The sequence below is a fragment of the Agrobacterium sp. 5Ca39 genome (assembly GCF_055382365.1).
In genome coordinates this window covers 386,462-400,883 of record NZ_AP026437.1, presented here as the reverse complement: position 1 = coordinate 400,883, position 14,422 = coordinate 386,462, and the positions used below count along the sequence as shown (strand labels likewise).

General features: G+C 56.4%; 16 protein-coding genes. 4 read left to right on the top strand and 12 right to left on the bottom strand.

The window, feature by feature from the left end:
- Positions 1-82 precede the first annotated feature (82 nt).
- From ACZ47E_RS15635 to ACZ47E_RS15600, 8 genes are all read right to left on the bottom strand, one after another.
- Positions 83-1,573 (bottom strand): mechanosensitive ion channel family protein, encoded by a 1,491-nt coding sequence (locus ACZ47E_RS15635; RefSeq protein ID WP_035211006.1) that lies wholly within the window; start codon positions 1,571-1,573, stop codon positions 83-85.
- A gap of 63 nt (positions 1,574-1,636) precedes the next feature.
- Positions 1,637-2,068, bottom strand: a complete 432-nt coding sequence (locus ACZ47E_RS15630; protein WP_034499506.1) for a CBS domain-containing protein — start codon at positions 2,066-2,068, stop codon at positions 1,637-1,639.
- Between the two features lie 187 nt (positions 2,069-2,255).
- Positions 2,256-2,666 (bottom strand): cupin domain-containing protein, encoded by a 411-nt coding sequence (locus ACZ47E_RS15625; RefSeq protein WP_244405556.1) that lies wholly within the window; start codon positions 2,664-2,666, stop codon positions 2,256-2,258.
- Positions 2,667-2,739: 73 nt separating this feature from the next.
- Positions 2,740-3,498 (bottom strand): SDR family oxidoreductase, encoded by a 759-nt coding sequence (locus ACZ47E_RS15620; RefSeq protein WP_035211005.1) that lies wholly within the window; start codon positions 3,496-3,498, stop codon positions 2,740-2,742.
- Positions 3,499-3,534: 36 nt separating this feature from the next.
- Complete coding sequence (locus tag ACZ47E_RS15615) at positions 3,535-4,278, bottom strand: alpha/beta fold hydrolase (RefSeq protein ID WP_051634480.1); 744 nt, start codon at positions 4,276-4,278, stop codon at positions 3,535-3,537.
- Between the two features lie 376 nt (positions 4,279-4,654).
- Entirely contained in the window at positions 4,655-5,317 is a 663-nt protein-coding gene (locus ACZ47E_RS15610) for a response regulator transcription factor (protein WP_035211003.1), read from the bottom strand.
- Positions 5,318-5,469: 152 nt separating this feature from the next.
- Complete coding sequence (locus tag ACZ47E_RS15605) at positions 5,470-5,997, bottom strand: RrF2 family transcriptional regulator (protein WP_060942188.1); 528 nt, start codon at positions 5,995-5,997, stop codon at positions 5,470-5,472.
- A gap of 65 nt (positions 5,998-6,062) precedes the next feature.
- Positions 6,063-6,806: a sensor histidine kinase gene (locus tag ACZ47E_RS15600; RefSeq protein ID WP_035210999.1), complete on the bottom strand. Its 744-nt coding sequence runs from the start codon at positions 6,804-6,806 to the stop codon at positions 6,063-6,065.
- Positions 6,807-7,148: 342 nt separating this feature from the next.
- Between ACZ47E_RS15600 and ACZ47E_RS15595 the strand changes: the two genes are divergently transcribed.
- Entirely contained in the window at positions 7,149-9,083 is a 1,935-nt protein-coding gene (locus ACZ47E_RS15595) for a mechanosensitive ion channel family protein (protein WP_035210998.1), read from the top strand.
- A gap of 267 nt (positions 9,084-9,350) precedes the next feature.
- On the opposite strand, the gene ACZ47E_RS15590 is transcribed toward ACZ47E_RS15595, so the two are convergent.
- Together ACZ47E_RS15590 and ACZ47E_RS15585 are read right to left on the bottom strand one after the other, a co-directional pair.
- A complete protein-coding gene (locus ACZ47E_RS15590) occupies positions 9,351-9,545 on the bottom strand; it encodes a hypothetical protein (protein WP_155682130.1) in 195 nt (64 codons plus the stop codon).
- 410 nt (positions 9,546-9,955) lie between these two features.
- Positions 9,956-10,528, bottom strand: coding sequence for a TetR/AcrR family transcriptional regulator (locus ACZ47E_RS15585; protein ID WP_035210994.1), 573 nt, complete (start codon positions 10,526-10,528; stop codon positions 9,956-9,958).
- 73 nt (positions 10,529-10,601) lie between these two features.
- Here ACZ47E_RS15585 and ACZ47E_RS15580 point away from each other — a divergent pair, with 73 nt between their 5' ends.
- Both ACZ47E_RS15580 and ACZ47E_RS15575 read left to right on the top strand, forming a co-directional pair.
- On the top strand, positions 10,602-11,009 hold the full coding sequence (locus ACZ47E_RS15580) for a hypothetical protein (RefSeq protein WP_035210993.1): 408 nt from the start codon (positions 10,602-10,604) through the stop codon (positions 11,007-11,009).
- A 369-nt stretch (positions 11,010-11,378) separates the two neighbouring features.
- Positions 11,379-11,792: a DUF1810 domain-containing protein gene (locus ACZ47E_RS15575; RefSeq protein ID WP_035210992.1), complete on the top strand. Its 414-nt coding sequence runs from the start codon at positions 11,379-11,381 to the stop codon at positions 11,790-11,792.
- Between the two features lie 747 nt (positions 11,793-12,539).
- Here ACZ47E_RS15575 and ACZ47E_RS15570 read toward each other — a convergent pair.
- A complete protein-coding gene (locus ACZ47E_RS15570) occupies positions 12,540-12,731 on the bottom strand; it encodes a CGNR zinc finger domain-containing protein (protein ID WP_416172021.1) in 192 nt (63 codons plus the stop codon).
- A 571-nt stretch (positions 12,732-13,302) separates the two neighbouring features.
- On the opposite strand from ACZ47E_RS15570, the gene ACZ47E_RS15565 reads away from it, so the two are divergent.
- Positions 13,303-13,749 (top strand): LacI family DNA-binding transcriptional regulator, encoded by a 447-nt coding sequence (locus ACZ47E_RS15565; RefSeq protein ID WP_318252869.1) that lies wholly within the window; start codon positions 13,303-13,305, stop codon positions 13,747-13,749.
- A 128-nt stretch (positions 13,750-13,877) separates the two neighbouring features.
- Here ACZ47E_RS15565 and ACZ47E_RS15560 read toward each other — a convergent pair whose 3' ends face one another.
- Positions 13,878-14,393, bottom strand: coding sequence for a DUF6428 family protein (locus ACZ47E_RS15560; protein ID WP_464017011.1), 516 nt, complete (start codon positions 14,391-14,393; stop codon positions 13,878-13,880).
- Between the last annotated feature and the right edge of the window lie 29 nt (positions 14,394-14,422).

Sequence of the window (14,422 nt, the reverse complement as noted above, 5' to 3'; positions counted from 1 at the left end):
GACCGGACGTGCGTTCAACACCTGACGCCCGATAATAACTGGAAAAATCAGGCGGCGAACCTCGTCTGAAGGCTAGGTTTTATCAGTTAGTGAAGATTGTCCGGATCGACCTTAAAAGTGCGTGCGAGGTATGGTCGTTTCTAACACTGGGATTAATAGCATGACGGGCGTTCTCTTCATGCAGCGACAGCTTTATCGAAAGCTCCCTGGCAAGTTCGGGCTGGTTTCTGAGCAGGTTTGAGAGAGGTTCGTGGCCGATCTCCCAGATTTTCACGGCGGACACCGCCTTCAGGGAGCTGTTCTTCCAAAATTGAGACGAAAAATCCGACCCGCCATAGAGATCGCCGGGCGAGAGGCGCCTTTGCTCCAATCCATCCTGCATCACTGCGACAACGCCGGAGTCGATGACGATGACAGACGAGACTTGAGAGTCATCTGGTGCAATTGTGGCGCCCTCCGGGTAGGCCCGCAATGTGGCTGCATCGGCAAATCGCTCCTTCGCAGCCTCATCCAGGTTTCCAAAAATGCTGTTCTGGCGCAGGATTTCGACCAGCCTTCTTTCGCGATAATGCGAGGAATCCGGCGTCGTGGACTGCTCCGCAAGAAGAAGTGACGATGCCGACGGAGCAAGTTCCAGGTTGGCGGCTTTGCAGTGGCGGTGAAGCAAGTCAATAATTTCGTTTCTCGCTCCTATCATATGCATGGGGTCCTTCACCCGTGCATAAAGATCGGCATCGATCGCATTGGCATCGATCCCTTTGAGAGCAACCACGGGGCCGGGATTCCTGATGATCAGGTTGCAGCCTTCAAGGGCGGTCGTGATAACCTCTTCAATTGCAGACGGTGTCCTCGTTGGCTTCAATCTAATGGTCAGCTGCAGCAAGTGCGTTTCTTCCGGCCGGCTGACATTGGTGAGCCCCAACTTGGCCAATGCACTGTTGGGTAGGACTACGACGTTGTTGGCTATCGTCAGTATCTGCGTCGAGCGCCACGTGCTGGCGACCACACGCCCCTCCACGCCATCATTGAGGCGTATCCAGTCTCCAAGCGTGAAGGTCCGGCCAAGCGTCAGGGCGATACCGGAGAAGACATCACCCAGCGTGTTTTGGAGGGCGAGGCCCAGCGCTATTGCAATCACGCCCGAGGTCGCAATCAAAGTCCCGACCGGCAGCCGGAAAACGAATGCAAGAGCCGAGAGCGCGACGCACAAGTACACGCCACCGACCACAATGTCTTGAAGGAGGCGCGCTTCTCGCGGTCTGCCTTCGAGGACAAGATAAATACGTACAAAGCCGATCACAGCCCAGGCGAGATGCAACCACCATAACATCTGCCCAAGGATCACGACGAGCGTTCGGTCGTCATCTGTAGGCGCGCCGCTTGACTGGCCGAGCGGCACTTGCCCAAAGACGATGACGGCGGTCATGGCGAGGAAGAAAGCAATCTGGACGACAAGCCGGAGATTGGATCTTACCGGACCGATGAGCTTCCAAACGATCATTCCCGTTATTCCGAGAAAGACCAGCCAGGCAATTGGATCGGTCGCCAAATCGGCAGAGAAATCTTGCATCATGTAGATGTCCTCAGACAGGAACTGACTGGTGCTTTGACTGCTTGTATGCACATTGTGAGGCTGTCAGTAGCCAAACCCGGCGATGTAGTTCTCCATCATGTGTTCCTGCAGTTGCTCCTGTTCGTAGAGCACCTTCAGGGCATCCCGTATATCGAGAACGCCGAGCGGTTTTGCCTGGTCTCCAAGAACCGGCATGTTCTGGAGGCGGTTATCGACCATCACCTGCCACGCTGTTTGCAAATCATCCGTCGGGCGACAACCAACGATCTTCGGGCTCATCAACCCCTCAATCGAACCCGGTCCGGAGCGATGGGCGATATGTCGAATAAGATCGGACTTGCTGAGGACGCCTCTTGCCACGCCGTCATCAGAGCAGACGACCGCGAGCCCAACGCCAGGTTTTGAGAGTGTCGCCGCCGCGCGCGCCACCGTATCCGTCAGATTGACAATCATCAAACGAGCGGAGACCATGGGGTAAAGCTTTTCGATGCGCATCGCGTTCTCCTGCATCAAGGGTCAATTGTCGGACCTGCCCTTTATTGCGACATACAAACCGGAGTGGCGTTGCGGCGGCGCCACTCCGGTATACTGGCCGTGACCTGATGGATCATGGCCAATGGTGAGCCTCTACAACTGGCCAGGCAGGCCCCGCCGAACAGCCGTTGACGAAATGCCAGCGGCCTTATTTCTCGTAATTTGTGAGATTGGTTTCTGACGTGTCGACCACGAACACGGCAAGCAGACGCGCGCGCTCGGTTTTACTTGCGTTTTCGCTCACCGCGTGATGATCCCCGGGGTATTCGGAAAAGTTTTCGCCAGCACGGTAGACAGTGACTGGACCGCCGTTGACCTGGCTGGTGATGGCGCCTTCCAGGACGGTCGCGTAAATAAATGCCGAGGCCGGATGCGTGTGCGCAGGAGAGTGGCCGCCCGGTGCATATTCGACGAGCACGCCCCGCATGCTTTTTCCAGGAACGTTCGGAAGTGGTTGATCGTACACGATCTTCACGTTCTCGCCTTCGGCCTCATGTGCCGCGACGGATGTGACGAGCGACATGGCGCAGGCGGCGCCGCAAAAGAGTAATTTCATCATCATAATTCTCCTTGTCGAAGAGGCCTGCCTGGCCAATTCGACGCCAGACAGCACCGTGTTGAGTGAGAGCCGCTTATTTCTGCTGCGCCGAATAGGCCTTCAGCCATTCGTCAAAGCCGATAGCGCCCAGATGTGCGCCTGCGTCAGGAACCAGCGTCCGGTCATTGATGCTGACTTCGAAGTAGCGTGCTTTCGGATCGGGCATGACGGTGCGCGGATCGTTGGTTGCCTTCAGGAACCGACCGATGAACTCGTTCATGGGAGCTCGGTCCGGACCGGCGATTTCGATCGTTCCATTCAAAGGCTCGCCGACCGCAACTTTCGCCACGGCGTCGGCAACATTATCGGCCGCGATGGGCTGGAATGCTCCCGTCGGCGAGCGGACGATCGAGCCTTTAGTTGCCGATTGCGCGATCGCACCGACAAACTCGAAGAACTGGGTGGCATGGACAATCGTGTAAGGGATGCCGGACTTGCGGATGTGTTCTTCCTGGGTCAACTTTGCGCGAAAGTAGCCCATGGCCTGCATCCTGTCCGTGCCAACGACCGACAGCGCAACATGATGGCGCACTCCGGCGTTCTTTTCGGCCGCGAAGAGATTGCGCCCTGCCGCTTCGAAAAAGTCCATGGCCGCCTTTTCCTCGAATGAAGGAGAGTTCGCCAGATCGATGACAACCTCTGCCCCCGCGAGAGCATCATCCACCCCCTCGCCTGTAACGGTGTTCACACCGGAATTTGGCGAGGCAGCAAGAACGTCGTGCCCCTGCATTTTCAGCCTCGCGACCGTTTTTGAGCCGATCAACCCGGTACCCCCGATGACGACGATTTTCATGTCAGTTCTCCTTGTTTCAGTTGATTGATGCGGTGTTCATTTGGCGGCACGGGCGGCCAGGTCAGCTGCGCTCTCGCGCGCAGCTTCCTCGATGATCGTGGCGACCTCTTTCGGCCTAGAGACGATTAGGGCGTGGGATGCTCCTTTGAGGATGACCGTTTTGCGCGCCTGAGCGCGTTTCGCCATGAAACTCATGACTGCCGGTGGAATGCAGAGATCGCGCGAACCGAAAATTGAGTAGGAAGGCACCACCTTCCAGGATGGTCTTTTCGTCAGTTCTGCAAAAGCGGCTTTCGAAATGGGCCGCTGCGTGAACGCCATCTGACTGGCGGTTTTTTCCGGAACGTCCGCCGCGAATTGCTCGCGGAACATATCTGGCTGAATATAGAGGTCCTGACCTCCGTCCTGCAGCTCCACCGTGTTCAGCGTTTTCGATAGCGTACTGCCGGGGAATTTCGAAGACAGGCTGGTGCTCGACTCGCCAGTATCTGGTGCGAAAGCCGCAACATAAACGAGAGCCTTGACGTTGGGACTATCATTTGCAGCCTCGGTGATCACCGGACCTCCATAGGAGTGGCCGACAAGCACTACCGGTCCCGGCACCGAGTGGAGATAACTGGCGACTGCCGCACCGTCATTGGCCACGCCGCGCAGGGGATTGGCAACGGCGACAGCCTTGTATCCGTCTCTTCTCAGCTTGTCGATTACCCGGTTCCAGCTCGCCGATTCTGCAAAGGCGCCGTGGACGAGGACGATCGTCGGCTTGGGGGAAGGTGACATAGCGAAGCCGGCAGCGTCAGGTAAGACGCCGACCGCGGCCGCAATAACCAGAATTTTGAGTGCGCCTCGCACAAGTGTTCTCCGTCAGGCGTTTCCGTTGACATGAGATTGCGCGATTGCCGCCCTCGGGAATATCGAGCCTAGGACGAGGTCACATAGACCAAAGGCGAGGTTTAGTCCGCGGAAAGACTGGAGGTGTAGCAACCGAACAAGGCAACCACCCGCCTATCATGCAGGCGTGTCCGCTTGGCAGGAAATGTTCACGGGTATTGGCTGTGTCGATCGCCGACCTCGAAGCAGGAGGGGCGAACCGCATGATTGGATTGAATCTGTCGTCTGCCGAGCCCTTCAATCGGCAACGGCCTGCAAACCCCAATCAAGACGATAGCGACACCGGTGTGGCATCTCGCAGCGACGCTGGTAACGCATCCCAGACGCGGATCAGTTCCCCGACGGAGATCGTCTGCATCTTCCGCATGACGTTGCTGCGGTGCAGCTTGACCGTCGCCTCGCTGATACCAAGGTCGAAGGCAATTTGCTTGTTGAGGCGACCAAGTGCGACTTCGTGGAGAATCTGCCTCTCGCGTGGCGTTAGCGTTGCGAAACGGGACGCATGTTCATGGGTATACTCGGCACGCTTCCGCTGCTCGACGTCCCGCTTTATTCCTTCAATGACGGCGTCAAGGAGGGTCTGATCCCGCACAGGTTTAGTGAGGAAGTCGACTGCCCCCGCTTTCATCGCCTGCACCGACATCGGAATGTCACCGTATCCGGTGAGAAAGACAATCGGTTTGGTTCGTCGTTGCTCGCAAAGCTGGTGCTGGAGATCAAGACCGCTGGACCCCGGCATGCGTACATCCAGGACAAGGCAGCCTGGCCTGTCGGGAAGCCTTGCCTCCAGGAGATCGCGCGGTGATGCGAAGCATACCACGTCGAGGCCGACAGATTCGATAAGCTCCTGCAGCGAGTGCCGAACATCGGCATCGTCGTCAACAACAATCACGAGCGGACTGTCGGCAATGAGAGCAGCCGCCTTCATCGCCTTAGCCTCCTGCAAGCGACCAGGGCTGTGTTATTTTTATCAGGAACTGAAAAAGTGCTCATGACCCTTCTCCACAAACTTAATCCGAAACCCCTGTCGTAGATGTGGTGCGCCATATGCAATGGCCCCTGCCTCGATCAGGTACCAGGCTATTCATCCGCAGAACGTCCACGAGATTTGGAGTTGGTTCTGGTTTCGATCCATTTTTCGACATCTCCGTAGAATTCCGCAGGGGCCTTGCGGCCAAATTCCCCGGCTATATCAGCCAGTGACTGGCTCGCCAGAGATTCCCGCATTGCCTTCTCGGCATGCAACATCACCGCGTGGACCGCACAGACGCCTTTTGTTGCCCAACGCGGGGGCTTTCCGTCAAAAGCTGCGCAGCGACCACGAATTTCCTGGCAGTCGAAGAGAGGTTTCCTACCCTCGATGGCGTCCACCACTTCGAGTACGCTGATATTTTCCGGCTGCTTGGCCAGGCGATATCCGCCTTTCGCTCCTTCCCATGCGACGACCAGGCCAGCCCGCTCAAGTTTCGGAAATATCTTCGCCAGAAAACTTGGAGAAATGCCCTGCAGATCGGCAAGATCCCGGCTGCTGAGAGGCTTGTCCGGAGACCCCATCAACCACAACAGACAATGCAATCCGTATTCCACGCCGACCGTTATATGTGCCATAACGCCGACTATAATTGTCCGCGTTATCTTTGGCAAGCGCCAGTTATGGTTGGAGTGGTCTCGGTTCAGGAGATGCCGTAGGCCGGGAGGACGATGGTCACCCGCGTGCCGACGGTGGGCTCACTTTCCACCTTTATGTGGCCGCCGGCCGCCTGAACGAAGTTTTTTGCGGCGGAAAGTCCGTAGCCGCCAACGCCTGACGATCTTGTCGTGAACAAGGGTATGAACGCGTTTTCGAGAGTTTCGCGCGTCATGCCGTGACCGTCATCGGCGACCACGATTTCAACAGCCGGTGCGCCGTCAGGTACCAGTACCCGCGCAGCCAGCAAAATCGTACCACCGTCCGGCATCGCTTCGCGGGCGTTGACCATCAGATTCAGAAGGACTGCTTTGAATCCGACGGCGTTACAAACCAGGCGAGGCAAGTTCGGCTCTGCCTGAACTTCGACGTGTGTTTCCGGCTCCCATATGGCCAGAGAGTCTTTCACATCGAGGAGACAAGATTCAACATTGACGGTTTCAACGGGCGTATAGCCATTACTCTTGGCCCGGAGGGATTGACGAACGAGTCCGCCAGCACAGTCCAGCGACATTCGGGCGCTGCGAATGACATCTAAAGCCCGGACGTCGGCAGAGACCAAGGGATTGCGTGACAGGACATTTATGGCAGACGTCGCAACCTGGATAAGATTACCGAGGTCGTGAACGACTATTGCCAAGGGTTCTTGAATAGGGGGCATGTCGGGCTTTAAACTGGCGCAAAACGGTGCATGCGACTTTCCAGACAGACTGTGTTCAGCATGTAGCATATTATCCTCCAGATCAGCTGATGTGGCGCAGTTCATAGGAAGCAATTGCGAACCTAGAGAAGTGCACGCTTAAGATCGACCTCACACTGGACCCAAATAACCTATCCGGAAGTTGAGACCTGCTATCGCTTTGGTGGCTGTGGGGCGCAAAAAACTAGCGCTCGCCCCGGGGGAATGAAACTAGCCCTACCGGCTGCAAAGGCTAGCGCGTTGGTGAGGTCGCCTCAATTTTTCGGTAACAGATATCAACGCTCGTCCAGGTGTGCGCTGACGTGAAAGGCACGCATCATTTCCCAACCGAACAATTGGCGCCTGTAACCTTTGCAGGTGCATGGGTTTGTTATGAGATGGCTGTCATTATTCCTCTGTGTGCTTGCCTCGATCGTCGCGGTGTTGGCCGTTTTGGGGGTCAGCAACAGCGGCGACGAGTCGCGAAATCCGCAGCAGCGACTGCCGATATTGGAGAAAGTGCCGGCAACTATTGGGCGCGCGTCCGATCCGGCAACTGACGGGACGACAGCAGCCGGGGTCCTGGATTGGGAGCAACACACGCGCGCCAGAATTCATGAGGTTCTATCCGCCGCTGCGCGGATTCCGGATGAGACACAACGGGCAATGCAGGCGCTTTTGGATGACCTGAACGCCAATGGTTATCTGCCGGTTTCTTCCGCTTTCGTCCTTATGGTTGTCGCCGGCACCACTGCGGAGCGATTTATCCGGCGAAATCGCCTGCATCACTGGGACGGCCCGGAACAATATCTTCCATCGCTGGTCTTTGCGGCGGTCGTCGCACCACTTTATTTCCTCGTCGATTTGCCACTGTCGGTACGCCTTTTTGCAGGCTGCTACTTGCTCTTGTTTGTGGCCTGGCGATTTGTCTCGGCTTTGGCGGAGAAGATCGCACCTTTATCTTTTCGCCGAAATTTAAGGTTGGTGATGGGTCTGTCGCTGTTTACCGCCAGCGTGACGATGTTGGGCGATGTTCTCGATTTCGATCCCGACACCGCTCTGGCAATCGAGGTCCTGGCGTCCTGCATGATATTGACGGTCATCATCGGTACGACATGGGTTTCGGTCGGTCGAGATGCCAGGATGAAGACGGCGATATCGCTCTATGCTGCCTTCGTCTGGATTCTCTGGTGCCTGAATGCCCGGGCGCTGTTCTGGTTGGGCATCTATCCTGCCATCCTGCCGCCGGTTCTTCGCGCAGTTTCTCAAATCGTCCGGGAGCTTGCTTTCAAAACGCTTCAAATACCTCAAACTAGTAATCGAACCATCCTTTTGGTGCGCGGTGCGAGGGCGTCGGTATTTTTATTGGCTCTCGCTTGGATAGCATTTGTCTGGGAAACTGACGTCACCTTCCCCGGTCGCGGGATCCCGTTGGTCCGGGACGCTCTCGCTGGCGTCTTACGGAGCGCACTTGTCCTTCTGGTCGCGGACATCATCTGGCATCTCTCGAGAGCCGCCATAGAGCGACTGCTTACCCGCCAAAACCCTTCGTCGGCTGCGCTCGAGACTGATTGGGAAGGAGAGCATTTCACGCGGCTGCAGACGTTGCTTCCGATCCTCCGTAATCTGCTTGCGGTCACCATTCTTGTTGTTGCAAGCCTGACAATCCTTGGTCAGATCGGGGTTGACATAGGTCCGCTCATAACAGGAGCGGGCATCGTTGGAGTGGCGATCGGCTTTGGCTCACAAGCGTTGGTGCGGGATATCATAAGCGGCTTTTTCTACCTGTTTGACGATGCTTTCCGCGTCGGAGAGTATATTCAGGCAAAGGACTACCGTGGAACCGTCGAAGGTTTCAGCCTTCGCTCGGTAAAGCTGAGACATCACAGGGGTCCAATTTTCACTGTCCCTTTCGGCGAACTGGGTGCAGTGGAAAACATGAGCCGTGACTGGTCCAAAACAAAGATACTCGTGACTGTCCCGTATGACACGGATCTCGAGAAAGTTCGCAAGATTGGCAAGGCGATAGGCCAGACTTTGCTTACGGACCCTGAACTGGGTCGCTTCTTCATTGAGCCGCTAAAGCTGAAGGGTGTCGAAGATTTTGCAGAGTACGGAATTGTGGTCAGTTTCGCGATGATCACCGTGCCCACCAGCCAGCAGAGCTTTATTCGACGTACCGCATACGCATCTCTTCGAAAATCATTTCAGGAGAACGGCGTCACCTTCGCTCAGCCAACCGTCAACATTGCCGGTAAAGACCCAGCTGATCTGGCCGCCGCGAACTTGCAGCGCCAGCGATCGGCCCCAAACCGGGTCAATAAGTGACGGCATCTCAAGCGATTGCCACTGAAGGGATTTGATCTTTCGGCGCCGGATCCCATCAAGAGAGCCCTGAAGCCTTTCGACTTGCTACTACCGATCACTCACCGTTCAAACGGCATCTCCGGCAAAAAGAAACAGTCGCCCTTGAGATATTCGACAGCGCGTCCCAGTTGCCGGGTTCCGTCACTCTCCGCGGGAAAGGGTATCTGGAGACGCCATTCCATATAAATGGGTCGAAATGAGCGCCCGCTTCAGCCGGCCTGGCGCAACCTACTGTCCATCCATCGGGCCGTCGCTGTCGCCGCCTTGCTCACGGTCGCCAGGCTGACCGATCGGCACGGGGGGCGCACCTTCGTCATTGTTGGTGATGATATCCTCATCCTTGGCTCTCGGCCGCCATGTTGAGCCGCGTGTGGCTTTCGGGTCGTCCGGCGCGCCTATCGTATTCGGGTTCAGGTCCCTCATGATGGTCTCCTTTCCCAAGGCGAACCATCGGGGCGCGCGGATGTTCCGATCCTGGGAACTCGAATCGAGGCGGTTGCATTTGAGCATCAGAAGGAGGGCGCTATGCCAGACTACGAACTAAAGCCGTACACCGTCGAGGAACTTCAACAGGAATACCCGGTCAACCTGCCTCAGGCAGTGGAGGTGCTGGATCGTTTCGGGGGAGACCGACGGACGATCAAAAAGCTTATGAAGCGGTGTCCGGTTCGCGGTGATGAGCACTAGCAATATTTGATACAAATATCCCCAAGAAGAGTTGCTCCTACCCGGCACACGCCCGTAATCTCTTGCTCGTGCGGTCCTCGGAGGCGCTCGTGGCACAGACATCTCTCAATGAATCCCAGGCTTCTGCTGGATAGGGAAAGTGTCTGTCAGCCGTTGGCGCTGTCGTTCCGTTTAAGTGACGTTCCGTAGATAGTAACATGAACGTCAACGAGACGTTTCATGTGATCGATGTCCGTCGCCGCATAGCGAAGGCCACGAAGGCCATAGGTGAGCGTCGCCGCAAACTCAGCCCGTGAAACGGGGAGCGTCCAGTTCGGGACGTGCTCTTCCAAAATCCGAACCAGAAAATGTTGAAACCGCTCGTAGACCTCCCGAACCGCCGGAAACCGGAAATCAAAAAGGTCTGCGGCGTCAGGATGGGCTGAAGCCAGCTCCACCCCGTGGAGGCCCCAAACGGTACAGGCATGCAACAATTTCCCATCAACAGACTCAATCCGGTCTACCGCCTGCTGGATCTTTGCGAGGGATCTCGCGTCCATCATCTCAATGACGCGGCTGAAAATCGCTTCTTTGTCCGGGAACAGGAGATAAAGGGCGGGGCGGGAGATACCTGCGGCTCTTGCTATGTCGCCCATCGTTGTGCGCGCGAAGCCGTAGCGCACAAAAACATCCTCGGCCGCGACAGCAACCTTCTCTTCCCGGTCTGAAAATCTTTCCATTTCCGATTCTTGACATAATAACAAAAACTGTCAATGTTTGACATATGAACGAATTTTGTCAGAAAGTCAGACCATGAAACTTTATACCCTCTCGCCCGAAATCCTGTCAGACGCGGCTGAACGCCTCGGCGGCAACCCCGTCGTGATGATAAATCTTCTCCGCTTCCGCGAAAGTCCTCACTATCCGGGCGGGTTCGTGGATATGAAAGAGACGTCACGGGCAGCATATTACGAAGGCTATGCTGGCGTTTTCCAGGAGATCGCATCAAAGCTCGGGATTATTTTCGAACGTCTTTACGTCGGATCGAGGACCATAACGTTAGTCTCGACCGAGGACGAACAGTGGGACGACATCGTGATGATACGCTACGACAGCTTTTCGGACCTGCTTTCAATTATCAGGCATCCGGACTACCTTTTGCGCGCCGAGCCCCACCGCCAGGCCGCAATCGCGAACTGGCGGTTCATTGCAAGCCAATGAACACCGCGAATCGGTGGCCGCGAGCATTCTGCCGACGTTCCCGTGGCCAATTTGCTATGATCGGCCAGTGAAGCTCCAGGCCTGATTGTTGTAATGCACCGCGATGGTCGCTCAGAGCGGGCGCCCGTCGAGCGCATCGTCATTCCAGTGACGTCCTGGATCAAGTTTTGCTCAGCAAACAAAAGCGCACGGACTACTTTGCTGGCATGCCGGGTTCAACGTGGACGCGAACGCAAGCTGCGACATGATTTCTAAAGGGATTTCGGGATCGGCAGCCAAGCGCCGACGTTGTCAGGATCGACCAGCGAGATCGCGCTGTGGAGCGCTTAAGGCCGGTTTTGCTGGACCTTGCATCGGAGAAAGCTGACGATGAAATTCAATCTCGAGCGCTTTGTGACGGCGCAGCAAAACATTTACGAGGTGGTCCTCAGCGAATTGCGGGCGGGGCTGAAGCGCTCACACTGGATGTGGTTTATCTTTCCGCAACTGCATGGCCTTGGTCGTTCGGAAACTGCGCGCTTTTACGCGATCTCGGGTCGTGCGGAAGCGGAGGCGTATTTGACGCATCCTATGCTTGGACCACGCCTGGTCGAGTGTACGACCGCCATGCTGCAGCACACCGATTTGAGCGCGCGTGACATTCTCGGGTCCCCGGATGATCTCAAATTTCGATCCAGCATGACGTTGTTTGGAGCTGTTGCTGAACGGGATTTACCTTTCCAAGCCGCACTGGACATGTTTTACGCAGGAGACCGTGATCAGAGCACGCTTTGGCTGCTGTAGAAGAAATAACGCTCGCCGACGCTGCCGGCATATTGGATGTAGCACGAGCCGGCGAAGGTCGTCATGACCAGTCGGACAGACTTTGACAGCCGTTTAGGTTCGTTGTTTCGGGCCCGTGCTACCGATGTCCGATCGCTTATTCCACGTTGGGCATGCAGTCACGCGCATTCGGCAGCTGGCTCCCCTTGTGGCATCGTTCGAGAATGCGTTTGGCTTTATAAAGAGCAAACGGTGCCGGTAGCGCACTCGTTCTTTGCGCATCGATCATCTTCTCTAGCTGCAGGATAGCCCGCTCCAACGGGTTAGCTGTAGTTCGTATGGGTCGCGGGAAATATCGAGCATGACCCGAGTTGATTGACATCATGTCACCTCATCGGTTGTTGTTATGGCCGGATACATTATGACAAAGACGACATATGCGCGGCGTGGAATTCGACAATACGCCTTGTGGTAAATGAAAGTTTGCAGTCGTTCCGATTTGAAGCTCTGTCTGATTTCGCTGTCAATTCCCGAGGGTAAATGCCGCAGAAGAGATGGAGGGGCACTTGTTCTCCGCTCGGCAGGAAATGGCCGTGATGGTTTTCTCAGACCTCAGGAATGAGTTCAGCCACATGCTCCATCCACTTCGACGTCCGCCTGCGGCGCCCAGTCAATGCGGTATCCCGACACCTAAGCGATCATTGGTTTTCATCCCGCTTTGATCACGGGCCCGGAATCCCGCTGCTGCTCTTTCCCGCCGTTTTTGAGTCAGCGCCGGGCTCTGTGGGCGATCTTTTTGGCGCGATTGCCGCAGCTGCCCATGTCGCACCAGCGCCTTGAAGCGTTCTTTGTCCGGTCGATAAACAGCCAGTGACAATCGTCGGGTGGGCATTGCTTCAGCCGGGAGATTTCGTCGCCCCGAAGCAGGTCGAGCGCGGACCACGCGATGGTGCCGGACACGCGATAGATGCCCTCAAGATGCCATGTGTACGGCGTTCCGGAAAGCGAAGCCTGGCGCATAGCCAGCGCAGCAACGTCGCGTATGACGTCCAGATCCAGCCGAGACGGATCGAGATCGTTAGCTATCGCCGATCCCGCGGCAAGGCTACCAGCGCCCGAAGCCCGCCGACGAGCAACGCGAAATCACTCTGATCTTTCACGATCAGGTCGATAGCGTGAGCTACGAGTTGCGGACGATGCTGCAGGACGGCATGCAGAAGGAGGCGCATCGACTAGGTCAAGCTGTACGGTTGCAGTGGACTCATGACGCCGGCAGGGTCGAGGCGATGGTGAAAGATAGCGCAGGTATCATTCTTGTTGGGCCGCACGAACAAAAGACGCTGGACATTGTCAAAGCGTCGGGCTTGCCTTCGGTTCGACTGGGGTGGATGCTTCCACTTGAACAGGCCGATCATGTCGGCGGCACGGACCACGAAGCAGGGATAGCGGTCGGCGATTATTTGTTTGGACTCGGGCATCGCGACATCGCTTTCGTGCAGGGACAGGAAGGCTATCGCGGTCGTATGGAGCGATATCACGGTCTGCGCGAAAGTTTAGACATGCCGATGCGCGACTGCATGTCCTGCGCTTTGACGAAGATGGAGGCTTTATCCCTGCACTGCAAACTCTTCAAACTGCCGGAATTGCACCAACAGCCCTGTTCTGCGCTCACGATGGGTTGGCGCTCACCGCTGTTTCCGAACTTTTAGCACGTGGCTACCGCATACCAGACGACATGTCCGTTGTCGGATTTGGTGATTTTTCCGCTGCGACCCAAATATCTCCTCCACTGACGACCATCAGGGTACAAGGCGGGGAGATGGGCGCTAAAGCGATGCGGCTATTGTTGGAACGCATTGAAACAAGAGGGCAGCCGGTCGTCGCAAAACGCATTCTTATCGCCTCGACCTTTATCGAGCGACGCTCATCGGGGCCTGCCCCTAGACATTCGAAATGGTTGACTCCCTTCGAGCGATGAAAACAACCCGCTCTTGAGCGGGATCGAACCGTCGACCCATTATTCTAACGAGTAAAATCCGATAAAACTCAGCAGCTTAATCCGCTGCGGATCGACTAGAAGCTCACGTTATCACTCAACGAGCATAGTTACGAGCAGCACCTTGATTCTTTGGCTGTCGGCACGCAGCAGGATGATTTGGCCTGCTCCTCCGCCAGCCACCGATCTCTCAGCTTGCAGCTCGCCGGCCGAGCGGAAAGCGACACTTCGAAGGTGCCGGCGACGAGCCGCGGCGCTGCCGCGCAGTAGAGGGCCATCGGCCGCTCTCCGTCACTGACCTCGAACGTGAGTTTCGCCGTTGGCTCAAGCTGCACATGGTCGGAGACTTTGCGGATGATCGCCGCGAGCTTGCCGGCCGGCATGTGTGTGCGGCCATCCTCGTCGATATCCCAGAGCTGCACGAAGATCTCTGCCCAGGCTTCCGGGTTGGCTCCGCAGTCGAGCGCCGAAAACATCCCGGCCTTGACCTCGGTAACGTGATAGCCAGACCGGACGGGACTGCCATCATAACTGAACACCAGCGGGGCATCCGGCGCCACCGCAAGCACATCGAGGAGATGGCCGAGACTGATGTCGGTCGAAACTGACTTGTCGATCGCGTTCATGTCGGTTATCCCTCTATCCAATAGTTCAA